This is a genomic window from Tsukamurella paurometabola, assembly GCF_900631615.1.
Taxonomy (GTDB): Bacteria; Actinomycetota; Actinomycetes; order Mycobacteriales; family Mycobacteriaceae; genus Tsukamurella; species Tsukamurella paurometabola_A.
In genome coordinates this window covers 687,111-712,801 of the sequence record NZ_LR131273.1, presented here as the reverse complement: position 1 = coordinate 712,801, position 25,691 = coordinate 687,111, and the positions used below count along the sequence as shown (strand labels likewise).

General features: G+C 73.1%; 27 protein-coding genes. 15 read left to right on the top strand and 12 right to left on the bottom strand.

Annotated elements, in window-relative coordinates; genetic code table 11:
- Position 1 precedes the first annotated feature (1 nt).
- The gene (locus ELY19_RS03680) at positions 2-2,533 is read left to right on the top strand and encodes a sacsin N-terminal ATP-binding-like domain-containing protein (RefSeq protein ID WP_126194996.1); all 2,532 of its coding nucleotides are present in this window, start codon (positions 2-4) and stop codon (positions 2,531-2,533) included.
- Positions 2,527-3,123: a phosphatase PAP2 family protein gene (locus ELY19_RS03675; protein WP_126194995.1), complete on the top strand. Its 597-nt coding sequence runs from the start codon at positions 2,527-2,529 to the stop codon at positions 3,121-3,123. Before ELY19_RS03680 ends, ELY19_RS03675 begins: the two co-directional genes overlap by 7 nt.
- On the opposite strand, the gene ELY19_RS03670 is transcribed toward ELY19_RS03675, so the two are convergent.
- Complete coding sequence (locus ELY19_RS03670; RefSeq protein WP_126194994.1) at positions 3,062-3,271, bottom strand: DUF2530 domain-containing protein; 210 nt, start codon at positions 3,269-3,271, stop codon at positions 3,062-3,064. The genes ELY19_RS03675 and ELY19_RS03670 overlap by 62 nt on opposite strands.
- Positions 3,272-3,387: 116 nt before the next feature.
- Here ELY19_RS03670 and ELY19_RS03665 point away from each other — a divergent pair, with 116 nt between their 5' ends.
- Positions 3,388-3,828 carry a MarR family winged helix-turn-helix transcriptional regulator gene (locus tag ELY19_RS03665; RefSeq protein ID WP_374101502.1) on the top strand — a complete coding sequence of 147 codons (441 nt, stop codon included), beginning with the start codon at positions 3,388-3,390 and terminating at the stop codon, positions 3,826-3,828.
- A 99-nt stretch (positions 3,829-3,927) separates the two neighbouring features.
- Here ELY19_RS03665 and ELY19_RS03660 read toward each other — a convergent pair whose 3' ends face one another.
- On the bottom strand, positions 3,928-5,079 hold the full coding sequence (locus ELY19_RS03660; RefSeq protein ID WP_126194992.1) for a GNAT family N-acetyltransferase: 1,152 nt from the start codon (positions 5,077-5,079) through the stop codon (positions 3,928-3,930).
- 30 nt (positions 5,080-5,109) lie between these two features.
- On the opposite strand from ELY19_RS03660, the gene ELY19_RS03655 reads away from it, so the two are divergent.
- From ELY19_RS03655 to ELY19_RS03645, 3 genes are read left to right on the top strand one after another with little or no spacing between them, the layout of a single operon-like run.
- Positions 5,110-5,910: a TrmH family RNA methyltransferase gene (locus ELY19_RS03655; RefSeq protein WP_126194991.1), complete on the top strand. Its 801-nt coding sequence runs from the start codon at positions 5,110-5,112 to the stop codon at positions 5,908-5,910.
- Positions 5,907-6,185, top strand: coding sequence for a DUF2537 domain-containing protein (locus ELY19_RS03650; protein WP_126194990.1), 279 nt, complete (start codon positions 5,907-5,909; stop codon positions 6,183-6,185). The genes ELY19_RS03655 and ELY19_RS03650 overlap by 4 nt, the downstream gene beginning before the upstream one ends.
- 36 nt (positions 6,186-6,221) lie before the next feature.
- A complete protein-coding gene (locus tag ELY19_RS03645) occupies positions 6,222-7,505 on the top strand; it encodes an MFS transporter (protein ID WP_126194989.1) in 1,284 nt (427 codons plus the stop codon).
- Positions 7,506-7,813: 308 nt separating this feature from the next.
- On the opposite strand, the gene ELY19_RS03640 is transcribed toward ELY19_RS03645, so the two are convergent.
- From ELY19_RS03640 to ELY19_RS03610, 7 genes are all read right to left on the bottom strand, one after another.
- Positions 7,814-8,242 carry a TA system VapC family ribonuclease toxin gene (locus ELY19_RS03640; RefSeq protein ID WP_164711501.1) on the bottom strand — a complete coding sequence of 143 codons (429 nt, stop codon included), beginning with the start codon at positions 8,240-8,242 and terminating at the stop codon, positions 7,814-7,816.
- A complete protein-coding gene (locus ELY19_RS03635; protein ID WP_126194987.1) occupies positions 8,235-8,465 on the bottom strand; it encodes a hypothetical protein in 231 nt (76 codons plus the stop codon). Before ELY19_RS03635 ends, ELY19_RS03640 begins: the two co-directional genes overlap by 8 nt.
- Before the next feature lie 90 nt (positions 8,466-8,555).
- Positions 8,556-9,209, bottom strand: coding sequence for a hypothetical protein (locus ELY19_RS03630; protein WP_126194986.1), 654 nt, complete (start codon positions 9,207-9,209; stop codon positions 8,556-8,558).
- Between the two features lie 15 nt (positions 9,210-9,224).
- On the bottom strand, positions 9,225-9,977 hold the full coding sequence (locus ELY19_RS03625; RefSeq protein ID WP_126194985.1) for a DUF6928 family protein: 753 nt from the start codon (positions 9,975-9,977) through the stop codon (positions 9,225-9,227).
- A gap of 4 nt (positions 9,978-9,981) precedes the next feature.
- Positions 9,982-10,767, bottom strand: a complete 786-nt coding sequence (gene sepH / locus ELY19_RS03620; RefSeq protein WP_126194984.1) for a septation protein SepH — start codon at positions 10,765-10,767, stop codon at positions 9,982-9,984.
- 25 nt (positions 10,768-10,792) lie between these two features.
- A complete protein-coding gene (gene serC / locus ELY19_RS03615; RefSeq protein WP_126194983.1) occupies positions 10,793-11,917 on the bottom strand; it encodes a phosphoserine transaminase in 1,125 nt (374 codons plus the stop codon).
- Positions 11,918-11,920: 3 nt separating this feature from the next.
- Positions 11,921-13,024: a citrate synthase 2 gene (locus tag ELY19_RS03610; protein ID WP_126194982.1), complete on the bottom strand. Its 1,104-nt coding sequence runs from the start codon at positions 13,022-13,024 to the stop codon at positions 11,921-11,923.
- Between the two features lie 47 nt (positions 13,025-13,071).
- Here ELY19_RS03610 and pdxH point away from each other — a divergent pair, with 47 nt between their 5' ends.
- On the top strand, positions 13,072-13,704 hold the full coding sequence (pdxH, locus tag ELY19_RS03605; protein WP_126198678.1) for a pyridoxamine 5'-phosphate oxidase: 633 nt from the start codon (positions 13,072-13,074) through the stop codon (positions 13,702-13,704).
- Here pdxH and ELY19_RS03600 read toward each other — a convergent pair.
- Positions 13,701-15,113, bottom strand: a complete 1,413-nt coding sequence (locus ELY19_RS03600; protein ID WP_126198677.1) for an amidohydrolase — start codon at positions 15,111-15,113, stop codon at positions 13,701-13,703. The genes pdxH and ELY19_RS03600 overlap by 4 nt on opposite strands.
- 67 nt (positions 15,114-15,180) lie before the next feature.
- Between ELY19_RS03600 and ELY19_RS03595 the strand changes: the two genes are divergently transcribed.
- Positions 15,181-16,407 carry an MFS transporter gene (locus tag ELY19_RS03595; protein WP_126194981.1) on the top strand — a complete coding sequence of 409 codons (1,227 nt, stop codon included), beginning with the start codon at positions 15,181-15,183 and terminating at the stop codon, positions 16,405-16,407.
- Between the two features lie 13 nt (positions 16,408-16,420).
- On the top strand, positions 16,421-17,080 hold the full coding sequence (locus ELY19_RS03590; RefSeq protein ID WP_126194980.1) for a DsbA family protein: 660 nt from the start codon (positions 16,421-16,423) through the stop codon (positions 17,078-17,080).
- Positions 17,081-17,153: 73 nt separating this feature from the next.
- On the opposite strand, the gene ELY19_RS03585 is transcribed toward ELY19_RS03590, so the two are convergent.
- On the bottom strand, positions 17,154-18,068 hold the full coding sequence (locus ELY19_RS03585) for an SDR family NAD(P)-dependent oxidoreductase (RefSeq protein ID WP_126194979.1): 915 nt from the start codon (positions 18,066-18,068) through the stop codon (positions 17,154-17,156).
- A 109-nt stretch (positions 18,069-18,177) separates the two neighbouring features.
- On the opposite strand from ELY19_RS03585, the gene ELY19_RS03580 reads away from it, so the two are divergent.
- The 5 genes from ELY19_RS03580 (at position 18,178) to ELY19_RS03560 (ending at position 23,495) form a co-directional block, all read left to right on the top strand.
- Positions 18,178-18,840, top strand: a complete 663-nt coding sequence (locus tag ELY19_RS03580) for a TetR family transcriptional regulator (RefSeq protein ID WP_126194978.1) — start codon at positions 18,178-18,180, stop codon at positions 18,838-18,840.
- A 103-nt stretch (positions 18,841-18,943) separates the two neighbouring features.
- A complete protein-coding gene (locus ELY19_RS03575) occupies positions 18,944-19,831 on the top strand; it encodes an aldose 1-epimerase family protein (protein WP_126194977.1) in 888 nt (295 codons plus the stop codon).
- A gap of 87 nt (positions 19,832-19,918) precedes the next feature.
- A complete protein-coding gene (locus ELY19_RS03570; RefSeq protein ID WP_068524148.1) occupies positions 19,919-21,211 on the top strand; it encodes a citrate synthase in 1,293 nt (430 codons plus the stop codon).
- 51 nt (positions 21,212-21,262) lie between these two features.
- The gene (locus ELY19_RS03565; protein WP_126194976.1) at positions 21,263-21,622 is read left to right on the top strand and encodes an FKBP-type peptidyl-prolyl cis-trans isomerase; all 360 of its coding nucleotides are present in this window, start codon (positions 21,263-21,265) and stop codon (positions 21,620-21,622) included.
- Between the two features lie 271 nt (positions 21,623-21,893).
- Positions 21,894-23,495 (top strand): hypothetical protein, encoded by a 1,602-nt coding sequence (locus tag ELY19_RS03560; protein ID WP_126194975.1) that lies wholly within the window; start codon positions 21,894-21,896, stop codon positions 23,493-23,495.
- A 28-nt stretch (positions 23,496-23,523) separates the two neighbouring features.
- Here ELY19_RS03560 and ELY19_RS03555 read toward each other — a convergent pair whose 3' ends face one another.
- Positions 23,524-24,324 (bottom strand): HugZ family pyridoxamine 5'-phosphate oxidase, encoded by an 801-nt coding sequence (locus ELY19_RS03555; protein ID WP_126194974.1) that lies wholly within the window; start codon positions 24,322-24,324, stop codon positions 23,524-23,526.
- A 136-nt stretch (positions 24,325-24,460) separates the two neighbouring features.
- On the opposite strand from ELY19_RS03555, the gene ELY19_RS03550 reads away from it, so the two are divergent.
- Positions 24,461-25,666 carry an Nramp family divalent metal transporter gene (locus tag ELY19_RS03550; RefSeq protein ID WP_232015615.1) on the top strand — a complete coding sequence of 402 codons (1,206 nt, stop codon included), beginning with the start codon at positions 24,461-24,463 and terminating at the stop codon, positions 25,664-25,666.
- The last annotated feature ends 25 nt before the right edge of the window (positions 25,667-25,691 follow it).

Here is a 25,691-nt window from a genome sequence, read left to right as displayed (position 1 = left end):
CATGGCCGCCGACCCGTTCGGTACCGCCGCGCTGCGCCGCGCGACCCTCGCCGGCTGGCGCGACTCGCCCACGCGTGCCGCGGAGGACCTGGCCGCCGAGCGGGACCTGGTCACGGTCGGCTACCGCGACCGCGTCGCCGTGGAGCTGGCGCAGAACGCCGCGGACGCCGCCACCGCCGCCGGGATCCCCGGGGAGCTGGCCGTCTGGGGCGAGGCCGACGGGGTGCACGTCGCCAACACCGGCGCGCCGCTGACGAAGGCCGGCGTCGCCTCCCTCGCCGCGCTGCGCGTCTCGCCCAAGTCCGACGGTGCCTCCGGGCGCACGATCGGCCGGTTCGGGGTCGGCTTCGCCGCGGTCCTCACGGTGACCGACCACGTCGAGATCCGCTCCGCCGACGGCGGCATCGCCTTCTCCGCGGAGCGCTCCCGCGCGGATTCCGGCCTCGACGAGGTCGCGGCGATGCGCCTGCCGTACCCCGTCGACACCCCGCCGCGCGCGGGTTTCGCGACCGAGGTGGTGCTGGTCGGCGCCGACCCCGCGCTGCTCGCCGAGTTCGCCGGCCAGGCCGCGGACCTCCTGCTCGACCTGCCCGCGCTGGCGGCGGTCACCGTCGGCGACGAGCGGTTCACCACCCCGGACCTCGTGACGGGGCACGGCCCGCACGCCCGCTGGGTGATCGGCGCGGACGCGCGCGTCCTGCACGCGCCCACCCGCACCGACGAGCCGCTGACCCTGCCCGTCCGGGTGATCGCCGACCTGCCGACCACCCCGGACCGGAGGCGGCTGCACCCCGACGCCGACGTCGCGCTCGCCGCCCGCGGCTACGCCGCCTTCGTCGCCGCGCAGCCCGACCCGATGCCGCTGCTGCCGCCGCGCCGCCCGCCCGCCGGGCCCGTCGACGCCCTGCTGCGCGAGGCGGTCGAGGACGAGTTGCGCGGGCACGCCTGGGTCCCCGGGCCCGACGGTGCGCGGCTGCGCCCGGACCGCGCCGCCGTGCTGCCCGGGCTCACCCCGGAGCTGCACGGCCTGCTGCGCGACGTGCTCCCGCTGGTCGCGCCGGAGCTGTCCGCGGTGCCCGACGCGGCGCGGCTGGTCGCGCTGGGCGCCCGCGAGCTGACCGCGGCGGACGTCGCCGACGCGGTGCCCCGCGACCGCGACCCGGCCTGGTACGGGGAGCTGTACGCCGCGCTCGACGCCGCACGCCTGCCCGCCGACGACCTCGGCGCGCTGCCCGTCCCGCTGGCCGACGGCCGGGTGGTGACGGGCGCGCGCGGCGCGGCGCTCGTCGCGGGCGACGCCGCGGCGCTGGCGCTGGTGACGTGGGCGCGGCTCGTGCACCCCGCGGCGCAGCACCCCCTGCTCGAACGCGCGGGCGCGCGCCGGCTCGAGCCCGCGGACCTGCTCGGCGACCCCGCGCTGCGCGAGGAGGTGGGGCGCATCGACTGGGAGGCCGGCGCCGCCGACGAGGACGTCGAGCTGACCGAGGCCGTGCTGGGCCTGCTCGGCGACGCCGGCAGCGTCGGCCCGAGCTTCCTCGGCGCCCTTCCCGTCCCGGGCGACGACGGCGCGCTGTACCCCGCGGACGAGCTCCTCGCCGCCGCTGCGCCGGTGCGCGACGCGCTCGGGGAGGACCACCCGTACGGCACCGTCGACCCCGGGTTCGAGGCGCGGTACCCGGCGTCCGCACTGCGCGCGATCGGCGTCGGCTGGTCCTTCGGGGTGCTCCGGGAGCCGCTGCCGACCGGGCCGGATCCCACCCTGGACGGCGCCGACGAGTGGTGGGCGCAGCTGCCGGCCGAGCCCGACGAGCTGATCGCGGTCCGCGACCTGGACCTGGTGGAGCACTGGGAGCCCGCCTACGCGCTGCTCGCCGACCTGCCCGGCGTGCTGGACGATCCGGACGGCTACACCGCCTGGTGGCTGCACACCCGCACCGAGCTGGGGCGGCTGCGGTCCCCGGACGATCCGGCGTTCGCCGGGCTGCTGGACCCGTGCACGCACCCCGCAGCGCCGCGGCTGCGGGCCGCGCTGCTGCACGCCGTGCGCACCGACGCCGACGCGCAGGTGCTGGCCGACGCCCTCGCCGACCCCGCCCGCACGCCCGCGCCCGGCGTGGTGATCGCCGCGCACCGGGCGATCGCCGGGCACCGGCTCGCCGCACTGCCCGCGCGGGTCCGCGGCATCGACGGGGCGGTGCTCGACGCCGACGACGCCGCCGTGCTCGATGTGCCGCACGCCCGGTTCACGGCGACGGGCCTGGTGTTCGGCGGGCTGGACGTCGCCGCGGCGCTCGCCGACACCCTGGACCTGCCGCTCGCGGGCGACGAGCCCGTCGGGACCCCGGCCGGCGGCGCGCGGTACGCGCGCGGCGCGCACCCCGGTGTCACGCTCGCGCAGCAGCTCGGCGAGCTGCCCGACGCGAGCGAGGTGCACGTCCACGACGACCTCGTGGTCACGGTGGCCGGGGCGGAGCGCCGGGTGCCGTACGTGGTGGCCGACGGTGTCCTGCACGTACAGTCGGGACGGTGGTGACCGACGGCGATGCATGGCCCAACCCCGTCGATCAGGGTGCGCTGGACTGGATGCTCTCGATCCGGGACGGGCCGCTGACGACGGCCATGCGGATCGTCACGACCGTGGGCAACACCGCGTCGATGTGGGCGATCGGCATCGCCGGGTTCCTCTACCTGCTGCTGCGCCGCAAGCGGCCGGACTGGGCGCTCTACTGCGGCCTCACCCAGTTGTTCGGGCTCGGGCTGATGGTCGTGCTCAAGAACGCCTTCGGGCGGGAGCGGCCGCCGTTCCCGCCGCGCCTCGTGGTGATCTCCTCGGAGAGCTTCCCGTCGGGGCACGCGCTGAACTCGATGGTCGTGTTCGGGACGTTCGCCGTGGCCGCCTTCGCGTTGACCGGCCGGATGTGGCCGTTCGCGGCGGCGCTGCTGGGGACGTGCGCGATCGGACTGAGCCGGGTCTACCTCGCCGCGCACTGGTTGCTGGATGTGGTGGCGGGCTGGGCGATCGGGGCCGTGGTGGTCGCGGCGGGGCTGATGGTGTTGCGGCTCACACGAGGCCGCGCTGGGCTCCCCGATCGCCGCGCAGGGCCGCCCGCCGCTGCAGGGTGAGGACGGTGGCGCCGAGCACGCCGACGCCGACGCCGCACGCGCACACGATCCACGCCGCGCCGAACGTCTCCCGGGCCAACAGGGTGACCACGAGGGCCACCGCGAAAAGGATGGTCCCGGCCATGACGACCGGTCGGGGTTCCGTCATGGCGCGGGGCAGTTCCGGCGCCGTCACCGCGTTTTCCGGCGCGTTCCTTTGAAGGTTCACAGTTGACTCCCGGGGTTCATGCGCGGAATTGCACGTGCCAGATGTACTCTAGCGCCGTGACTGACAATGACGATCGGCTGGCGGGAGATCTCGCTCTTGCCACCGTGCGGTTCGCCCGCCACCTTCGCGGCCGGCGTCGCGATTCGCTCGTCTCCTTGACGCAGCTCTCCGCGCTCAACGCGCTCGCGAACGACGGGCCGCTCACGCCCGGGCAGCTCGCGGCGCGTGAGCGCGTCCAGCCTCCGTCGATGACGCGGGTCATCGCATCCCTCGCGGACCTCGGGCTGGTCCGCCGCGCCCCGCACCCCACCGACGGCCGCCAGGTGATCGTGAGCCTCTCCGACGAGGGCGAACAGGTCATCACCGGCGAGGCGCGGGCGCGCGAGGCGTGGCTGCGCGGCAAGCTCGACGACCTGACCTCCGAGCAGCGCGCGACGCTCGACGACGCGGTGGGCATTCTCAACGGGCTCATCGCCGCCGAAGAGAAGCAGGCCTGAATCCGCGCCGGATTCTCCGATCGATAATCGAACGGCCCTATCGGATTGATTCCGATAGGGCCGTTCCTTTTCCGGTATTGATTCGTCAGTGCGTTGTTTTCAGAAGGAGGTCCCGAGTTCAGGCTGCCGATCTGTGCGGAAAAGCGACAGCGCGCCGAAATCGCCCTCGATCCGGCCGGCGCGCGCCATCGTGCTCGGCGCCACCGCGCCGAGGTACAGGCCCGCCAGCGTCGGCCCTGTCAGCGCGACCGACGGCGCCTCGTCCGTCGCGCGGCACCGTGCGACACCGCCCGTCACGGTGAGCCGGTAGGCCGTGCCGTCGACGCCGAGCACGACGTCGCCGTCGGTCTCGTAGGTGCGGGCCTCCAGGGCCGCCGGCACGTCGAGGAACGCCAGCCACAGCCGGTCCTTCCGGCCCGTGACCTTGACCGACCGCGGGTCCATCAGCATCTCGCGCAGCGGGTGGTCGGGCGGCAGGTCGACGAGCACCTCGTCGAAGGTGTCCAGGCCGAGCACCGTCTGCCACAGGTCGGCGGCGGCCTCCGCGGTGAGCGCCTTGACGTCCTCGAGCTCCGCGCGGTCCTTCTCATCGACCCGGTAGGTCACATAGCCGTCCGGGTGCAGGAGGAACCGCCGCGCCGAGCCGCCCCACCGCGCCCACTCGGGGTCGGCGTGGAAGAGCTCCCAGAACTGCTCCGCCGAGGCGGATCCCGGCGTCGCGGCGTGCCAGCGGCGGTACAGCTCCTCGACTGCCTCGCGCGCGGCCGCGCCCTCGGTGATGCGGGTGCGCAGCGGGCCGGGGAGCGGGTCGCGCAGCCGGGCGGTGCGGCGCGCGATGGTGACCTCGTCGACGTACGTCGCGACGCCGTAGCCGAAGCGCTCGTAGATGGTGCCCTCGCTCGCGGTGAGGATCGCGACGGCGTTGCCGGCGGCCCGGTAGCGGGAGTGCAACTCGTCCAGCATCTTCCGCAGCACGCCGATGCGACGGTGGCTGGGCGCCACCGACACCCACGTGACGCCCGGAGCGTCGAGCTGGGCGCCGCCCGGCACTGTCAGGGTGAGGTCGAACGAGCCGGCGACGCCGACGAGCGCATCGTCGGTGGTGTCGCGCGCCACGACGAAGCGGTCCAGGTCCAGGGTGCGCCGGATGAGCGGTGCGGCTTCGGCTTCGAACGGGGAACCGAAGGCGTGCACGTCCTGTGCGTACATCGCGGGCCAGTCGGCCTCGGTGGCGGTACGGATTTCGATCACGTAGTTCGATATTAGGCTGGTGGGGTGCCGGTGCAACCGATTTATCCGATTCACGACGCGGATGACCCGCGGCTCAGCGACTTCCGCGACCTGTCCGCCGCCGACAAGCGGCCGGACCTCGCGCGCGGCGTCGTGCTGGCCGAGGGTGTGCCGGTGGTGGAACGGATGCTGGCCTCGCGGTTCGTCCCGCACGCGATCATGGGCGTCGAGTCGAAGCTCGCGCGGCTCGACGGCGTCGCGCCCGGCGTGCCGCGCTACCTCGTGACCGCGGACCTGATGGCGCGGGTGGTGGGCTTCCACCTCAACCGCGGGGTGCTCGCGGCCGCGCGGCGCCCCGCGCCCCTCGAGGCGGGGGAACTGCTCGACGGCGCGCGCACCGTCGTCGTGCTCGAGGGCGTGAACGACCACGAGAACCTGGGGTCGATCTTCCGCAACGCCGCGGGCCTGAGCGCCGACGCCGTGCTCTTCGGTCCCCGGTGCTCCGATCCGCTCTACCGGCGCGCCGTCCGGGTGTCCATGGGGCACGTGCTGTTGGTGCCGTTCGCGCACCTGCCCGCGTCCGGGTGGCCGGCGGAGGGCCTGGAGGTGCTGGCCGGCCACGGCTTCCGGACGGTCGCCCTGACCCCGTCGGGCGGGGCGACGGTGGCGGAGGCCGTCGCGGGTGGGCCCGAGCGGGTGGCCTACCTGGTGGGCGCCGAGGGGCCCGGCCTCGCGGCGGAGACGATGGCCGCCGCCGACATGCGCGCGCGGATCCCCATGTCGCGCGGTACCGATTCGCTCAACGTGGCCACCGCCGCCGCGCTGGCCCTGTACGAGCGCGCCCGCACGTGACGCCCCGGTACACGCCCTGGATCACCGGCACCGCGGTCGCGGTGGTGGTCGCGCTGCTCGGCGGCGGCGTGCTCTCCGGGCTCTTCGTGGCGGTGATGGCGGTGAACCGATGGCTCGGGCTGTTCCTGCTCGCACTGGGCACTGCGGGCGCGGTGCCGGTGCTGGCCGCGTACCGTCAGCGGCCCGTGGCGCGGTTCTTCTGCGCGGGCGTCGCGGGGGCGGTCGTCATCGCCTGGCTGGGTGCGGTCGTGGCGGTGTCGAGCGGGCTCGTCTGAAACCGGGGCGGGAAACTTAGGACTACTATCGGATGGGTGCCGAGCGTCTTCGTTTCCCTGCGAACGAGGAACTACCGACTCTGGGCCGGCGGCCAATCGGTGAGCCTGGTGGGCACGTGGATGCAGCGCGTCGCCGAGGATTGGCTGGTGCTGGACCTGGCGCACGGCCGCGGTTGGGTGCTGGGCGTGGTGATGGCGCTGCAGTTCGGCCCGACGCTGTTCCTCTCCGCCTGGGCCGGCCTCCTTGCGGACCGGTACGACAAGCGCCGCGTCCTCATGTGCACGCAGACCGCGGCGGCGGCGTGCGCGGCGGTGCTGGCGCTGCTGACGCTGACCGGGGTGGTCGCCCTGTGGCACGTCTTCGTGCTCGCCTTCGTCTTCGGCTGCGTGACGGCGATCGCCGGTCCCTTCCGGCAGGCATTCACGATCGAGATGGTGGGGCCGGAGCTGCTGCCCAACGCTATCGGCCTGAATTCCATGGTGTTCAACGCCGCCCGGATCGTGGGGCCCGCGATCGCCGGGCTGCTCATCGCCGGCGTGGGCACCGGGTGGGTGTTCGCGGTCAACGCGGTGTTCACCGGCGCCATCGTCGCGGCGCTGCTCGCGATGCGGGTGGGGGAGCTGTTCCCGTCGCCGCCGGTGGAGCGCGCTCGCGGCCAGTTGCGGGCCGGCTTCGCGTACGTGCGGCGGCGCCGCGAGCTCACCCTGGTGATGATCGCGGTGTTCTTCGTCTCCACCTTCGGCATCAACTTCCCGCTGGCGCTGTCGCTGCTGGCGCGGCAGGGGTTCGGGTTGGGTGCCGACGCCTACGGCCTGCTGTCGACGGTGCTCGCCGTCGGGACGCTGACCGGGGCGCTGTTGGCCGCCAAGCGCACGGGCATGGCGTCGCTGCGGACCTGCCTCGTGGGTGGCTGCGCCTTCGGCGTGGCGTCCGTGCTGGCGGGGCTGGCGCCGTGGTTCTGGCTCGTGGCGGTGCTGCTGGTCTTCGTCGGCCTGTTGCAGATGTCCTTCACCACCTCGGCCATGAGCATCATGCAGTTGTCGGTGGATCCCGAGTACCGCGGCCGCGTGATGGGCATCTACATGCTCGCCTTCCTCGGCGGCACACCCCTGGGCGCGCCCCTGCTCGGCGCGATCGCCGACGTGACCACGCCCGCCGCGCCGCTGCTCGTGGGCGGCATCGTCTCCGCGGTGACCTGCGCGGTGTGCGGAGGCTACGCGCTGCGACGGTCCGCGGCGGCCGAGGCGCTGCGGGCTGAGGGCGTGCGGGGCGCATCGGTGGGCGCAGCGGGCAGCGGAGCGGCCGGCGGAGAGCAGTAGTCGCCCGAACAGTGATGCGCGTCGCGCATACCGCCTGTTCAGTGAGGATCGGACGGCGATTCCGTGACGTTCCGGTCGTGCATCTCACCGCTGCGCGAATGCGTGATACAGCTAGAATGGATTCATGTTCGTGTACTTGCTGAGGTGAGCGGAGGGGCCGGCGTCTCGAACTCGCTCCGCGCACTGGCGGGGTGACCGCGGCACACCCCGAGCGCCCCTCGTCGGCGCGATCGCGGCCCTCCGCCCGCTGAAGGGCTGCGGGAGTGCTTGGGGCCTCGGTGGGCGCAGCGGGCAGCGAAGCGGCTCACTCAGAGCAGGACGCGGACGAGCGGCTGGTCGGCGGGAGTGAGAACGGGGCGGATCCTGGTGTCGAGGGTGACGAGCACGCCGGAGTGCCGTGCCATCAGGTTCACGAGATGCAGGTCGGTGACCTGCTTGTGGCCGGCGAGCCCCACGAGATCGATCGACGGGGCGGCGAGCGACGATTCGTCCGGCACGAATTCGGCACGGTCGTCCGCGCGGAGGGAGGCGAGTGATGCGAGCGCCTGCTGTGCGGTGATCGCGGTTCCCATGACGGCCCGGTTCAGCGCCATCCGAACGAGCCCGGCCTCGGTGATCGGTGTCGTGGCGAACCGCGGCGTCGATGCGAACCAATCGCGTGCCGTCGTGTGATGGACGTGGTTGGCGCTCAGCAGGGCGACGAGGACGTTGACGTCCGGTAGCTCGACGTCACTCATCGAGCAGCGCATCCTCGACCATCTCGCTGGTGATGACGTGATCGGGTGCCGACGGCAGCATGACGAGGCCGTGATCGGTCGGTCGGCGGCTCGCCGTGGCGGTCTCGAGCCCGAGGGCGGCCAGCTCCGACACAGCCTCGCCGATGCTCTTGTTCTGCCCGGCGTTCACCCGCGCTCGCGCGGCGGCGAGAACGCGGGGGCTGATATCCAGGGTCGTACGCACACCCCCAGAATACGCGCATCACGCATCACACATCATCAGTTGGGGTGAGGAACGACACCACGTGGCGAGCGCGGGCGCTGCGACGTCGGCTCACGGAACGGTGGGGTTGCTCTCGTCGGCGATGTAGGGGAGCGCGGAGTGCGAGGCCCACCAGGCCTTTCCGGCGGCGAGGTGCGCGCGGGCGAGAGCGAGGTCGGCCTCGTCGACTCGTCGGCCGAACGGCCCGACCCAACTGCGGATGGTGTCGAGCAGTACGTCGGTCATCCGCGCGTCATCGCCTTCGATACGGCTCCACTGTCCGCCCTTACCGGTGTACTCCACGGTCCATAGGCCGTTCCGGTCCCGCCTCCACTCCGTGACGCCATCGCCGAGATCGACCACGATCAGGCCGGGTGCGACCTCCGAATGATCAGGATTCAGCCCCACCGACGTCCGGCGCATCTCGGCAGCCAATTCTTCCGGTCGCCAGCCCAGCGGGAACCGGGCGAACAGCGCCACCCGCAGCACCGTCGGGCAGGGGTACGGATCGGCGCATAGTGCGCACCGCACCGAGGGCGCAGCGGAATTGTCGAACCAGTACGGGGATTCGGGCTGGTGATGGTCGACGACACCGAGCAGGAGGAAGCGTGCCGCCGAGTCGACGGCGGGCGCGGGATCGAGCTCGTACAGGTACAGGCTGAGCACGCGCGCGAACCGGGCGGCATCGCCGGCGGACGTGAACGGCGGTGTCAACGGGCTCGTCATGGCCGGTGGCGCGTGTCAGAAACCGAAGAAGCTGCGAACCTTGCCGCGGTCCTCGTAGGTCTGCTCGGGCTGCTCGACCGGGGGCTGCGGCGCACCGTCGGGACCGGGGGCCTGGGCCTGCTGCGGGGCGGGACCGGGGACGCCGGAGGCGGGCACGAAGTCGATGACCTGGATCCGTGCCGGGTCGAGATCCGTGGGCGCGAGCGGGTGCGTGAAGCGGAAGCCGAGGATCTCGCGGTTCGCCTGCTCCGCGAACTCCATCGGATGGAAGGGCAGCGCCCGCGGGTCCGGGGTCACGCCCTCGGCGTAGGTGAGCGGGTGCTCGCCGGCCCAGAACGGCCCCTCGAACAGCTCGGGCAGGCCCTCGTCCTCCAGGATGTCGACGGGGTGCGCGGAGAACGACCGCTTCGGCGCACCGTCGGCGCGGAGCGCGAAGCCGCCGACGGCGCGCTCCTGCGCCGTCACCAGCAGGAACGCCCGGTGCGCGGGCACCAGGTTCCACCAGGACTCGTCAAGCTCGCTCGGCCGGTCCACGCGCAGGCCGGCGTGCGTCACGACGGTCAGCCCGCCCCACGCGGCGACGTAGACGTGCCCGGGCAGCGGATCGGCCGCGCGGGCCAGGGACTCGGGGCGACCCACCACGGGCTCGCCGAGCACCCGCTCGGCGATCGCGCGGGACGCGGCCTCGTCGGGCCGACCGACGATCGCGAGGATGCCCTTCGGCTCCGCGACGTCGATGAACCAGAGCGTCGCAGCAGTAGCGCCCACGCCCCTATCCGTTCTTCCCGCCGCGGACGCCGAGGAGCACGTCCTCCCAGGACGGCATCTCCGGGTGCCGGCGGCCGTGCTGGCCCACCGCCGCCGCGGGCGCCTGCGCGGGGCGGCGCTCGGCGTGGTCCTCGACGGTTCCCTCCACGACCGGCGCGGCGCCGGGGACCGCGCGCAGCGGCTCGTCGGCGGACCGGTCGATGCTCCGCAGACCCTGCCGCGCATCGGGATCGAGCAGGCCGCGGGCCGTCTCGTCGACGGGGCTGGCGGTGCCGCCGTGCGCGCCCGGCGCGTACTTGAAGTGCGCCTGGTTGCGCGACTTGCCGACGCTCCAGCTGATCGAGACCACCCACCGGTTGTCGGCGCCCTTGAAGGCGTCCCACTCGGTGGTGTCGGCGTGGCCGCGCTCGGCCAGCGCCGTGCGGATCACGTCGGCGAGGGTGGCGTGCATCGGGCCGTCGCCGCGCACGGGGTGCGCGAGCTGCGCCATCTCCGCCGCCCGGGACCGCTCCAGCAGCACCGGACCGGCGAAGCGCTTGATCCGGTGGTTCGGGGCGCCCGTGAGTTCCGCGATCTCCTCGATCGTGGCACCCGCCCGGATGCGGGCCTGGATCTCCCGCGGCGACAGATCGGCGCCCAGTTCGAGCTCCGTCTGTGTGCCGCTTCCGAGTTCACCGCTCACGGCTGCCTTCAAGGTGTCGTCGATCGGCAGGCGGAAACGTCCCGCGGGGCCCTCGCAGACCACCGACGTCCCGTCGTCGTCCAGTCCCACAACCCGCAGCTCCTGCATGGTGCAAGGGTAGTTCTTCGATTCGCTACGCGTCGGCCGACACGCGCTCGACCACGAAATCGATGCACTTGGTCAAAGCGGTGACGTCCTCGGGATCGATCGCCGGGAACATGCCGATGCGGAGCTGATTGCGGCCCAGCTTGCGGTACGGCTCGGTGTCGACGATGCCGTTCGCGCGCAGCGTCTTGGCCACGGCGGCGGCGTCGATCTTCTCGTCGAAGTCGATGGTGCCGACCACCTGGCTGCGCAGCGCGGGATCGGTGACGAAGGGCGTCGCGAACTCGCTGGCCTCGGCCCACCGGTACAGGCGGTCGCTCGAATCCTTGGTGCGCGCGACGGCCCAGTCGAGGCCGCCGTTGCCGTTGAGCCACTCGATCTGGTTCGCGAACAGCAGCAGCGTCGCCAGCGCGGGGGTGTTGTACGTCTGGTTCTTGCTCGAGTTGTCCACCGCGATGGGCAGCGAGAGGAACTCGGGCGTGTACCGGCCCGAGGCCTTGATCTCCTCGACCCGCGCCAGGGCGGCGGGGCTCATGAGCGCGACCCAGAGGCCGCCGTCGGCGGCGAAGCACTTCTGCGGCGCGAAGTAGTAGACGTCGGTGTCGGCGACGTTCACCGGCAGGCCGCCGGCGCCCGAGGTGGCGTCGATCGCGATGAGCGCGTTCTCGCTGCCCGCGAGCCGGCTGACCGGCACCGCGACGCCCGTCGAGGTCTCGTTGTGCGCCCAGCCGATGAGGTCGACGGAGCCGTCGGCCACCAGCTCCGGGGCGCTGCCGGGATCGCTCGACACGACGACCGGGTCACCGATGAACGGGTTGCCCTTGGCGACCGAGGCGAACTTGTTGGAGAACTCGCCGTAGGTGAAGTGCTGGCTGCGCTCGCGGATCAGGCCGAAGGCGGCCGCGTCCCAGAAGGCGGTGGTGCCGCCGTTGCCGAGCACCACCTCGTAGCCCTCGGGGAGGTCGAACAGGTCCTTCAGGCCCTCGCGCACGCGGCCCACGACGTTCTTCACGGGGGCCTGGCGGTGGCTGGTGCCGAACACCGAGGCGCCGGTATCGACGAGCGACTGCAGCTGCTCGGGGCGGACCTTGGACGGGCCGCAGCCGAAGCGGCCGTCGACGGGCTTGAGCGCGGCGGGGATCTCGATCGTCATGCCCTAAATCCTAATGGTGTCCCATCCCGGCACGTCCTCCGGCTGCCGCGGGCCGTGGCCGGTGTACTGGGCGGACGGGCGGATCAGCTTGTTCGTGCGCTTCTGTTCGAGGATGTGGGCGCACCAGCCCGCGGTGCGCGCGCACGTGAACATCGCCGGCATCATCCGCGGCGGCACCCCCGCGTAGTCGAGGATCACGGCCGCCCAGAACTCGACGTTGGTCGAGATCGCCCGGTCCGGGCGGCGCTCGGCGAAGATCGCGTTCGCCTCGCGCTCCAGCGCGGCCGCCGCCTCGTAGCGCGGAGCCTGCAGGTCGCGCGCCACCGAGCGCAGCACGTCGGCGCGGGGATCCTCCGCGCGGTACACGCGATGGCCGAAGCCCATGATCCGCTCGCCGCGATCCAGCCGCGCGGTGACCACGCCCCGGGGATCGTCCGTGCGGGCCACTTCGTCGAGCATCGGCAGCACGCGCGACGGTGCGCCGCCGTGCAGCGGCCCCGACAGGGCCCCGACCGCGCCCGAGAGCGCCGTCGAGACGTCGGCCCCCGTCGAGGCGATGACCCGCGCCGTGAGCGTCGACGTGTTGAGCCCGTGCTCCGCGGCCGCCACCCAGTAGGCGTCGATCGCGCGCACGTGGTCGGGGTCGGGCTCGCCGTGCCAGCGCGTCATGAACCGGTGCGTGATGGTGGGGGACTGGTCGATGATCCGCTGCGGCACCGCCGGCCGCTCCAGGCCGCGGGCGGACTGCGCGACGAAACTCAGCGTCATCACCGAGGCCCGCGCCAGGTTCTCGCGGGCGGTCGCGTCGTCGATGTCGAGCAGCGGCTCGAAGCCCCACAGCGGGCCCAGCATGGCGAGGCCCGCCTGCGCGTCCACGCGGACGTCGCCGCTGTGGATCGGCAGCGGGAACGGCTCGGCGGCCGGCAGCGGGTTGCCGAACTCCCCGTCGACCAGCAGGCCCCACACCTCGCCGTAGGTGACCCGGTCGCGCACCAGGTCGGCCACGTCGACGCCCCGGTACCGCAGCACCCCGCCCTGCTTGTCCGGCTCCGCGATCTCCGTGGAGAACGCGACGACGCCTTCGAGCCCGCCCGGAATCTCAGTCATGCTGCGTAAGCCTAGTGAGTAGTCTCGGCTCCGTGGACCTGACGGCGATGCGCGAGAAGTACGACGGCGACTCCTTCGACCTCCAGCCCGAGGACCTGGCGGGGGACGGGCGCACGGCGTGGGTGACGCTCTGGCGCTCCTGGTTCGACGATGCCGTGGCCGCGAACGCGCCCGAGCCCAACGCGATGGTGCTCGCCACCATCGACGAGACGGGGCTCCCGGCCACCCGCACCGTGCTGTGCAAGGGCCTCGACGAGCGGGGCGTGGTCTTCTACACCAACTACGGCTCCGACAAGGCCCACGCCGTCGAGGCGAACCCCGTTGCCGCCGTGACCTTTCCGTGGATCGCGATTCATCGGCAGGTACACGTGCGCGGCGCCGTGACGAAGGTGACGCCCGAGGAGACCGCCGCCTACTGGGCGCAGCGGCCGCGGGGGTCGCAGCTCGGGGCGTGGGCGTCCGACCAGTCCCGGCCGGTGGCCTCGCGCGCCGCGATGGCGGAGCGGTTCGCCGAGGTCGAGGCGCGGTTCGAGGGGCGGGACGTGCCGGTGCCCCCGGAGTGGGGCGGCTACCGGATCGCGCCGCAGGTCGTCGAGTTCTGGCAGGGCCGGGAGAACCGGGTGCACAACCGGGTGCGCCTCGTCGCGCCCGAGTACACGCCGGTGCGGCTGCAGCCCTAGAGCTCGCTGTGGGTGATCCCGCCGGCCACCAGCGTGAGGTCGACGGGCATGGTGCGCAGGCGTTCCGGCGTCGGGTCGGCGCCCAGCGCCACCAGGTCGGCGGGCGCGCCGACACCGATCCGGGTGCGGGAGGACAGGCGCAGCGCGGTCTCCACGTCGACCGCCTCCCACGGCTGCCACGGCGGATCCCCGTCGCGGCTGCGGGTGACCGCCGCGGCGATCGCGAACCACGGGTCCAACGGCGTGACCGGGGCGTCCGAGCCGAACACCACGTCGACGCCCGCGGCCAGCAACGAGCCGACGCGGAAGGCGTCCGCGGCGCGGTCGCACCAGAACCGGGCGACCAGGCCGCGGTCGTCGAGCATGTGCTCGGGCTGGATCGACGCGCCGATCCCGAGCGCCGCCATCCGCGCCAGGTCGGCCTCCGTCAGCAGCTGCGCGTGCTCGATCCGGCCGCGGACCCCGGCCCGGGCGAAGGCGTCGATGGCCAGCGCGTTCGCGGCGTCGCCGATCGCGTGGATCGCCGGGGTCAGGCCCAGCGCGGCGCCGCGGCGCAGCAGCTCGACGAGCCGCTCCGGCGGGACCTCCAGCACGCCGCGGTCGCTCGTGCCGGGATACGGCGCATGGCAGTAGGCGGTGCGGGTGCCGAGGGAACCGTCGGTGATGACCTTGAGCGGACCCACGCGGGCCAGCCCGGTGATCGGGGCGCCGGTGCCGGCGCCGCGGGCCTCGGCGGCATCGAGGTGCTGCGGGTACACGCCCGCGTCGATCCGCACCGGCGGGGCGGGCCGCCGCTCCCAGGCACCGGCGGCATCGTCGAAATCCAGGTCGACGACGCCGACCACGCCGCGCCCGCCCAGCCCCGCGAGGGCCTCGATCACCCAGGCGTCGGCGCGGTCCGCGACCAGCGACTCGACGCGGGTCGCCGCCGCGAAGCTCGCCGCCTCGCGGAGCATCCCCGTCTCGTCGAGCTCGATGCCCAGCAGCCGGCCGAGCGCCGCGTTCGACCAGGAACTGTGCAGGTCCGACGAGACGACCATGACGGGGACGTCCGGCGCGATCTCGTCGAGCAGCCGGCGCGACGGTGCGCCGCCCCACAGCCCGTCGCGCATGCCGGCGGCGACGACGGGCAGGCCCGGCTCCGCCTCGGGGAGGGCGGCGCGGACCAGCGCGGCGACCTCCTCCGGGCCGGTCGCGGACCGCACGTCGATCCGGCGCGTGGAGACGGCCCACGTCCGCACGTGCACGTGCTCGTCCCACAGGCCCGGGATCAGGCGGCGGCCGTCGAGGTCGAGCACGTCGCCCGGGGCGCGGGTGGTGCCGGCGGGGGAGAGCGCGACGATCCGGCCCCCGTCGACGTCGACGTCCACGAGGGCGGCACCGTCGATGCGTGCGCGGGCGAGCCTCATCACCGGCGCCACGGTAGCGGGTGCGCGGGGTCGCGGGCGATCGTGAGGTAGTCGTAGGATCTTTCGAGTGCCGAGACTCCTGGCCGACACCCGGCCGTTGCAGAACCCCGACTACCGGCGGTTGTGGTGGACGGGCATCGTCACCGTCATCGGCGCGCAGCTCACCGCCGTCGCGGTGCCCGCGCAGATCTACGCGATCACCGGCTCCTCGGCGTACGTCGGCCTGACCGGCGTCTTCGGCCTGGTCCCGCTCGTGATCTTCGGCCTGTGGGGCGGAGCGATCGCCGACGCGCTGGACCGGCGGCTGGTCATCATCGGCACGACGCTCGGCCTCGCCGGCACCGCGCTGACCCTGGCGCTGCTGCCCGACAACGTCTGGCTCGTCCTCGGGGCGTTCGCGCTGCAACAGGCGTTCTTCGGCGTCAACCAGCCGACGCGCTCCGCGATCTACGCGCGGCTCGTGCCGCCGGAGCAGCTGCCCGCGGCGAATTCGCTCAACATGACCGTGATGCAGTTCGGGGCCATCGCCGGCCCGATGCTCGGGGCGCCGCTCATCCCCGTCGTCGGCGTGCACTGGCTGTACGCGATCGACGCCGCCTCGCTCATGCTCACGCTGTGGGCGGTGTGGCGGCTGCCGTCGATCAAGCCGGAGGACAAGGGGCAGTCGCTGGGCCTGAGCTCGGTGATCGACGGCTTCCGGTACCTCGCGGGGCACAAGGTGCTGCTCATGAGCTTCGTCGTGGACATCATCGCGATGGTCTTCGGCATGCCGCGCGCCCTGTTCCCGCAGATCGCGCACGAGAACTTCGGCGATCCCATCGAGGGCGGCTTCGTCTTCGGCGCCCTGTTCGCCGCGATGTCGGTGGGCGCGGTGCTCGGCGGCGTGCTGTCGGGCTGGACGTCGCGCGTCGCTCGGCAGGGCCTGGCTGTCGTGGTGATGATCGTGCTGTGGGGCCTCGCGATCGCCGGGTTCGGCGTCGCGGCGCACGTCAGCTGGCTGTGGGCGGCGCTGGTGCTGCTCGCCGTGGGCGGCGCGGCCGACATGTTCTCCGCCGCCTTCCGCTCGACGATGCTGCAGGAGGCCGCGACCGACGACATGCGCGGCCGGCTGCAGGGCGTCTTCATCGTGGTCGTCGCCGGCGGCCCCCGCATCGGCGACGCGCTGCACGGCGCGGCCGCCGCCACCGCGGGCGCCGCGATGGCCGCGGCGGGCGGCGGCGTGCTCGTCGTCGTGTTCACCGTGCTCGCGGCGCTGGCGGTGCCCGCCTTCGTCCGCTACCGCGTCGCCCGGTGACTACCCTGAACCCATGAAGACGAATCGTGGAGTCATTGCGGTTGTGCTGGCCGTCGTCGCCGTCCTCGCGCTGACCGGTTGCTCTCGCTCGATCACCGGGTCCGCCGTCGCTGACCCGGGTGCCGCGCGACCGGTGGCGTCCGAAGGAGCGATCACGGTCGGATCAGGCGGCCGCGAGATGACCGTGTACGTCGACTTCCTCTGCCCGGCCTGTGCGCTCCTCGAGCGGGAGAACGGTGCCGCGATCTCCTCCGCGGTCGCCGCAGGCAGGCTCACCGTCGTGTACCGGCCGATGGCCTTCCTCGACCGGATGTCGGCGAGCGGCACGTACTCGTCGCGAGCGCTGGCGGCGTTCGCCGCCACAGCGAAGGCGTCCTCGTCCGCGACCACTCAGCGGTTCGTCGCGGCACTGTTCGACGCGCAGCCGCGGGAGGGTGGCACCGACGATCTGAGCAACGCCGGGATCGCGGACATCGCTGCGAAGGCCGGCGTCGCCGCTGCGACGGTCGCGAAGATCCGCGAGGGGAGGACCGGCGTCGACGCCGCCGCCATCGACAAGGCCAACGGGACGTCGTTGGCCGCCATCGGGTCCACCGGCACCCCGACGGTCGTGCACGACGGCCGGCGGGTCGACCTCGGCGATCGCGCCTGGCTGCAGAAGATCGTCGGCTGATCCGAAACTTCACTCCAGCGGGCCGCCGCGACGATATGTGTCGCGCTGGCCCGCTGAGAGGGAAATCGTGTGACTACACGGGGAAGGCGACGCCGGTGAGCTCCTCCGACACCGCCCACAGGCGGCGCTGCAGGTCCAGGTCGTAGGACTGCTCGCTGGACGCCACGACCCGCGGGGCCCCGCGGCGCTCGCCGAGACCGTCGGGGCCGTAGTACTGGCCGCCGAGGGCGCCGGGGTCGGTCGCGGCCCGCAGCTGCGGGAGTGCGCCGTGCTCCGCGTCGTGCGAGAACAGGGGCGCCACCGCCTGCGCCTTCTGCAGCAGCGCCGGCAGGTTGCGGACCAATTCGGTATCGGCGATGCCCGGGTGCGCGGCCAGCGCGACGGTGCCGCGCTCGGCGCCGCGGGCCTCGAGGCGGCGCTGCAGCTCGTAGTGGAACAGCAGGTTCGCGAGCTTGCTCTGCCCGTAGGCGGCGACCCGGTCGTACGAGCGCTCCCACTGCAGGTCGTCGAAGTGGATGGCGGCACGGATCCGGTGCGCGATGCTCGCGACGGTCACCACGCGGGAGCCGGGCACGTCCAGCAGGAGGTCGAGGACCTGCGCGGTCCACGCGAAATGGCCCAGGTGGTTCGTGCCGAACTGCAGCTCGAAGCCGTCCGCGGTGGTCTGCTTCGGCGGGTACATGACGCCGGCGTTGTTGACCAGCAGATCCACCCGCGGTGTGCTCGCGCGCAGTTCGGCGGCGGCCTCGCGCACCGCGGCGAGCGAGCCGAGGTCCAGGCGCTGGACGCGGACCGTCGCGCCCGGGGCCACGGCGGCGATGCGCCGGGCGGCCTCGGCGCCCTTGGCGGTGTCGCGCACCGCGAGCACGACCTCGGCGCCCTTCTGCGCGAGGACCCGCGCGGTCTCGAAGCCCAGGCCCGTGTTGGCGCCGGTGACGACGGCGACCCGTCCGGTCTGGGTGGGGACGTCGTTCTCGGTCCAGCTCATGGCTACTCCTCGGGATGCGGCAGTTAAGAGACCGTCGGTCTGTTGTGTGCTCCACGCTAAGAGACCGGCGTTCTACTGTCAAGAGAACAACGGTCTGTAAAATCGGCCCGTGGGTTTCCAACGGGCGCGCAGCGCGGAGCAGCGGCAGGAGCGGCGCGAGGCCATCCTCGCGGCCGCCGCCGCGATGCTCCGCGAGATGCAGGTCGCCTCCCTCACGCTGAGCGAACTCAGCCGCCGCGTCGGCCTCGCGAAGTCGAACGTGCTGCGCTACTTCGAGTCCCGCGAGGAAGTGCTGCTCGAGGTGCTCGTCCGGTCCGCGTCCGGCTGCATCGCCGAACTCGGCGAGGCATGGACGGCCGAGGGGCGCGACGACGCGCCGCTCGCCGCGCGGGTCGAGGCCTTCGCCGCCGTGTACGCGCGGGTCGCGGCCGCCCACCCGGACCTGCTCGACCTGGTCTCCGCGCAGGCCTCGGTCCTCGAACGCAACGTCTCCACCGACGCGATCGTGCGGTTCAAGCGCGCCGCCCTCGCCGGGCTCGACGCCCTCGCGGGCGTGCTCACCCGCGCCGTCCCCGAACTGGGCGACGCCGCCCCCGGGGCGGCCTCCCTGATGCTCACCCTCTCCGGCGCGGTCTACACGCAGGCCGAGCAGTCCCGGCTGTGCGAATCCGCCTACGTCGTGGACCCCGCGCTCGCCGTGTTCCGGACCGAACTCGTGCCCGCGCTGCAGTCCGCCGTCGCGACCGTGATCTCCGGCACGCTCGCCCGCTGACCCGCCGGCCGCGGAAACGGGCGGAGGTTGCGCGGGGTTGCACGGGGCGCCCGTACCGCGGACGCCGCTCGCCGCACCCGTGCACGCCCGTACTATTGCGGCCATGTCGGTGCAACCCGGGTTCACGATCGCGGCCGGCGGCTACGTCGCGGAGATCGCACGGAACGGCGCGGGCCTGCGCGGGCTCCGCCACGACGGCGTCGCCCTGACCGAGGAGTGGCCGCTCGGCGCGAAGCCGCCCCTCTCCGCGGGGCTGGTCCTCGCGCCCTGGCCGGGCCGCACCGAGGACGGCCTCTACTCCTGGGACGGCGAGGTCTACCGCCTCACCGTCACCCATCCGGACACCGGCACCGCGAACCACGGCCTCGTGCGCGCCGTGGACTGGGACGACGTGGAGGTCGCGCCCGACGCCGTGACCCTGGTCCGCGACGTCGGGCACCACCCCGGCTGGCCCTTCGACCTGCACCTGCGGATCCGGTACAGCGTCGCCGCCGACGGGCTGACCTGCACGTTCGAGGCCCGCAACGACGGCGACCGCGATCTGCCGCTCGCCGTCGGATTCCACACCTACCTGCGCGTGGGCGACGACCCCGTCGACTCGTGCACCCTCGAGCTCGGTGCCGGGCGGTGGCAGCCCCTCGACGGGCGGCTGCTGCCCGACGGTCCGCCCCGCACCGTCGACGGGACCGAGTACGACTACCGCACCCCGCGCTCCCTCGACGGTGTGCAGATCGACACCCCGTTCACCGACGTGGCCCGGACCACCGTGCTGCGCGGCCCGTCGGGGGAGACGGAGCTGTGGACCGCACCGTCGCTGCCCTGGGTCCAGGTGTTCATCGCCGACCCCGCCGGCGGCAAGGGATACCCCGGTCGCGGCCGGGCCCTGGCCGTCGAGCCGATGTCCGCCCCGGGCAACGCCCTCCACACCGGAACCGACGTGATCCGGCTCGTCCCCGGTGCCGTGTGGGGCACCGAATGGGGCATCCGGTGACACCCTCGTTTTCGCGAGGAACCGCGATACCGCTAGGTTCTAGCCAGGTAGCTTTTATCCGCCGACTACAGCGAGGGGATACGAACATTGTCCACTGATGACAACACCGCGAACGCTACGGTCGCCTACCCCGGCGGCCAGATCGAGCTGCCGATCGTCAAGGCGACCGAGGGTGCAGACGGCATCGCGCTCGGTAAGTTCCTCGCGCAGTCCGGCTACAGCACGTTCGACAACGGCTTCGTCAACACCGCCTCGTGCAAGTCCGCGATCACCTACATCGACGGCAACGCGGGGATCCTGCGCTACCGCGGCTACCCGATCGAGCAGCTGGCGGAGAAGTCGACCTTCATCGAGGTCAGCTACCTGCTGATCCACGGCGAGCTGCCGACCCCGGAGCAGCTGGCGGAGTTCACGGCGAAGATCCAGCGGCACACCCTGCTGCACGAGGATCTCAAGCTGTTCTTCAACGGCTTCCCCCGCAACGCGCACCCGATGCCCGTGGTGTCGTCCGCCGTGAACGCGCTGAGCGCCTACTACCCCGACTCGCTGGACCACAACGACCCGGCGCAGGTCGAGCTCTCGACCATCCGCCTGCTCGCCAAGTTCCCGACGATCTGTGCGTACGCCTACAAGAAGTCGGTCGGCCAGCCCTTCCTCTACCCGGACAACTCGCTGAGCCTGGTGGAGAACTTCCTGCGGATGACCTTCGGTTTCCCGGCCGAGCCCTACGAGGTGGACCCGGAGATAGTCAAGGCCCTCGACATGCTGCTCATCCTGCACGCCGACCACGAGCAGAACTGCTCCACGTCGACCGTGCGCCTGGTGGGCTCGTCGAACGCGAACCTGTTCACGTCGATCTCCGGCGGCATCAACGCCCTGTGGGGCCCGCTGCACGGCGGCGCCAACCAGGCCGTCCTCGAGATGCTCGACGACATCAAGGCTTCCGGTGGCGACACCACGGCCTTCATGAACAAGGTCAAGAACAAGGAAGACGGCGTGAAGCTCATGGGCTTCGGGCACCGCGTCTACAAGAACTACGACCCGCGTGCGGCGATCGTGAAGCAGACCGCGGACCGCATCTTCGAGCTGCTCGGCGTGTCCGACGAGCTGCTCGACATCGCCAAGGGCCTGGAGGACGTCGCGCTGCACGACGACTACTTCATCGAGCGCAAGCTCTACCCGAACGTGGACTTCTACACCGGCCTGATCTACCGCGCGATGGGCTTCCCGACGCGCATGTTCACGGTGCTGTTCGCGCTCGGCCGGCTCCCCGGCTGGATCGCCCACTGGCGTGAGATGCACGAGGACCCGACCACCAAGATCGGCCGTCCTCAGCAGATCTACACGGGCTCGACCGCCCGTGACTACCCCGGCGCGTAGATGCCGCCCATCCGGCGCGACAATCTGCACCGCCTGATCAAAGGAGTCTCTATGACCAAGCCCGAGATCGAGTTCATCGAGGGCCCGGCGCCCACCGAGCTCGTCATCAAGGACATCGTGGTGGGCGACGGTGCCGAGGCCCAGCCCGGCAGCGTCGTGGACGTGCACTACGTGGGCGTCGAGTTCGACAGCGGCGAGGAGTTCGACTCCTCGTGGAGCCGCGGCGAGTCCATCAACTTCCCGCTGCGCAGCCTCATCGCCGGCTGGCAGGAGGGCATCCCGGGCATGAAGGTCGGCGGCCGTCGCCAGCTGATCTGCCCGCCGGCCCTGGCCTACGGCCCCGCCGGCGGCGGGCACCGCCTGTCCGGCAAGACGCTGGTGTTCGTCATCGATCTGCTCGGCGTCAAGTAGCTCGACGTTCGTCGAGCACGGGGCCTCGTCCCCGTCATGATCTGCTCGGCGTCAAGTAGCTCGACAACGCTGCAGGGCCCCGTACCGTCGTTCGACGGTGCGGGGCCCTCGCGTTCGCGTGGGGCCGCGCGCCGGCGCGCGGTCACAGCGGCACTGCTGTCGGTCTCGAATAGGTCCCGATCCCGTCCCGGCGATGGCGCGCGCACCGTCGGCCGATAAGAATGGGTGGATATCGCCGCGAATCGTGCCGGCGGTCGGGGTCGGAGGACAGATGAACAGGGTCAGGGTCTCAGCTGCGGCGGTCGCGGTGCTCTCGGTGGCGGGGATGGTCGCGGGCTGCGGCAAGGATGCGGCGAACGACGACTCGCCGGTGGCGTTCACCCCCGTGACGGGCGACCAGTACACCTCGAACCCCGGCGCGTTCCAGACCGACGGCGTGGTCGTCCCGCCCAAGGACGTCATCATGATGGGCGACCCGATCCCCGCGCAGGCCGCGGTCAACGCGGGCCTGCCGCAGGGCACGATCACCTCGACGAGCAACAACACCACCGTCTACTACCCGCCGGCACCCCCGGTGCCGGGCCTCGCGGTGGCGCCGCAGCCCGCTCCGCCCGCGCCACTGTCGCGGCCCGCGAACACGCGGCCCTGGCAGTACACCCAGCCGCAGATCGACGCCTACCGCACCATCTGCGAGACCGGCCGCTGGGGCTCCTGGATCGCGGGGATCGAAGCGCAGACGCAGACCTGCTGGACCCTGTACGGCCGCCAGCTCGGCGTGCGCCCGTGGACGCCCGACCAGCCGCGCCCCTGGCTGCGGCCCGGCTACCCCAAGCCCTGGTTCGACCCCGGCTTCCGGGCCGACGTGCCCATCATCTGGGTGTACCCGCGCAACTGGACCCGGCCGCGGCCGCAGCCGATCATCTCCGTCTCCATCACGATCAACATCGGCACCAACCCGTACCGGCGGGTCAACCCGCGCTACACCGAGCCCTTCTACCCGGTGTGGGCGGTGACGCCCGGTCGCGCGGTGGACGTTCGCGACCAGGCGCGCATCGTCGCGCCGGTGTACACCGTCACGTCGAGCACGACGACCACGACGACCACCGTGACCGCCCCGGTCGCGCCGGGCGTCGTGCTGCAGCCGCTGCCGACGTCGCCGCGGGTCGCCCCCGTCGTCGCGCTGCCCGGCCAGGCCGTGCCCGGCAACGTGAACACCGACCCCGCCGTCACGGTGCCCGTCGCCGCGGCGCTGCAGGGCGCCACGGTGCAGGCAGGCAGTCCCTCGGCCGTCGAGCAGGCGATCGGCACCAGCGTCTCCGTCGCCGTCGCGAGCCCGCCGACCACCACCACCGCGGCCGGCACGACCACCGCGGCGGACACGTCGGCGGCGGCGGGCACGTCGGCCGCGCCGGGCGGCACCGGTGGGGCCGTCGCACCGTCCGCGGGCGCCCCGACGTCCGCCGCACCGTCGTCGACGGCGCCCGCGCCGGGAGCCTCCTCGCCGGCCGCCCCGGTCACTCCGCCGGCGGGTGCCCCCGCGCCGACCACCGTCGCGCCCGCGCCGACCGCCACCGTCGCGCCCGCGCCGACGACCGCGGCTCCCGCTCCGCAGACGACGGTCGCTCCGCCGCAGACGACGGTCGCTCCGCCCGTCACCACGCAGGCGCCGGTCGTGACCCGGCCGCCCGCGACCACGCAGGCGCCGGTGGTCACGCCGCCGCCGACGACGCAGGCGCCGGTCATCACGCCGCCGAAGATCACCACCACGGTCGCGCCGGTGCCGACCACGACCGTCGCCCCGAAGCCCGTGGCGCCCAAGCCGACCGTCGCCCAGCCGGTGCCGGCCACCACGACCACCCCGCCGCCGAGCTGACGTCCCGCCCGCGGCGCGGGCCGGCGGCCTACCGTCCGGCGGCCAGCCGGGCGAGCGCGACGGTGGCCTGCCGCAGCTCGCCGGCCGCGCCGAGCGGCTCGCGGAAGCCCGCTCGGGTGACCGCCCAGCCGCGCGGGGTGTCCACGCGCAGATCCAGGCCGTACCGGTCGGCCCGCTCGCAGCGCGCCGCCGTGGCGTCGGGGTAACCGCCCAGCGCCCGGGCCATGTCCAGCAGCGCGGCGGCGTGATCGTCGTTGAGGTGGCGCACCGCGCCCGCGGCGTGCGGCGTCACCGGGTCCGGCTCGGCGGCGGCGTACTCCCCGCGGGTCGCCGAGTCCATCCGCCCGTAGCCGCCCACCCAGCGCACCCGCTCCACCTCGAGCAGCCACACGGTGAAGTCGCTGTAGTCGAGGTAGTACTTCGCCGCGGGCACGGCCGCCAGGTGGGCCTCCCGGGCCGCGGCGAGGCGCTTCCCGTCAGGGCGGATCACTCTGCCCGCCAGCGTGATCCGCGCGTTCGCCAGGGGGTCCGACGGGGCGTCCGGCGCGACGATCGAGACGCTGGCGCGGGGGTCGCGCTGCAGGTTCCGGCCGTGCTCGGCCATGTGTGAGACGCACAGCACCGGGTCGCCGCCGAGCAGCCCGTACGTGACCAGCGAGGCCCACGGCGCACCGTCGGCGGAGAGGCTGCCGAGCGTCGCGGTGTTGGTGGCCGCGGCCACCGTGCGCGCCTCCTCGGCGGCGGTGGGTCGCCGCGGCTCGGCGACATCGGTGAGGGGCGGGGCGATGGTGGGGGCGTCGCCGGGATCGCCGTGGTCGCGTGTGGTCATGGGTGCAGCCTAGGGGCGCAGCGGGTCCCGCCCCGCCGCACCACAGATTTCGGTTGACCGAAAACTCTTATTCGCATAGCCTCGCAGTGTGCTGACCGATACCGCCGTGCAGAAGAAGCAGCCCCCGGTGCGCGCCATGATGTTGCTCGGACCGGCGTTCGTCGCCGCCATCGCCTACGTCGACCCCGGGAACGTCGCCGCGAACGTCACCGCGGGCGCGAAGTACGGATACCTGCTGGTCTGGGTCCTGGTGCTGGCCAACGTGATGGCGGTGATGATCCAGTACCAGTCCGCCAAGCTCGGCGTCGTCACGGGCCGCTCGCTGCCGCAGGTCCTCGGCGACCGGCTGCCGCGCCGCTCGCGCCTCGCGTTCTGGGGGCAGGCCGAGCTGGTGGCCGCGGCGACGGACATCGCCGAGGTGATCGGCGGCGCGCTGGCCCTGAATCTGCTGTTCGGGGTGCCGCTCGTGTGGGGCGGGCTCATCGTCGGCGTGATCTCCACGGCGCTGCTCGTGCTCGCCGACGGTCGCCGCCAGTACCGGTTCGAGCTGGTGATCGTCGGACTGCTCGCGATCATCGTGGTCGGCTTCCTCGCGGGCCTCATCGTCGCGCCGCCCGACGGCGGCGCCGTCCTCGGTGGGCTCGTCCCGCGCCTGCAGGGCACGGAGACGGTGCTCCTCGCCGCGTCGATGCTCGGCGCCACCGTGATGCCGCACGCCATCTACCTGCACTCCGCGCTCGTCGTCGACCGGCACGGCGCGCCGCCCGCCGAGGGCCGCGCCGAGCGGGCGCGCCACCTGCTCAAGGTCACCCGGGTCGACGTGATCCTCGCGCTGGTGATCGCGGGCGCCGTCAACATCGCGCTGCTCGTGCTCGCCGCGAGTGCCCTGTACGGCCGCGAGGGCACCGACTCCATCGAGGGGGCGCACGCCGCGGTGCGGGACGCGCTGGGGCCGGTGGTCGCCGGGCTCTTCGCGGTCGGGCTCCTCGCGTCGGGCCTCGCGTCCACGTCGGTGGGCAGCTACGCGGGCGGGACCATCATGGCCGGCCTGCTGCGCAAGCGGATCCCCGTCGTGGTGCGGCGGCTCGTGACGATGGTGCCCGCGATCGGCGTGCTCGCGGTCGGCGTCCCGCCCACCGAGGCGCTCGTGATCTCGCAGGTGGTGCTGAGCTTCGGCATCCCCTTCGCGCTGCTGCCGCTGCGCCGGTTCACCGCGGACCGCGCGCTGATGGGGGAGTTCGCCGACCGTGCCCCGCTGCGGTGGGCGTCCGCCGCCGCGGGCGCACTGATCGTCGTGCTCAACGTCGCGCTGATCTACCTGACCGTCACCGGCGCCGGCTGAGCGGCGACGACCGAGACGCGGCTCA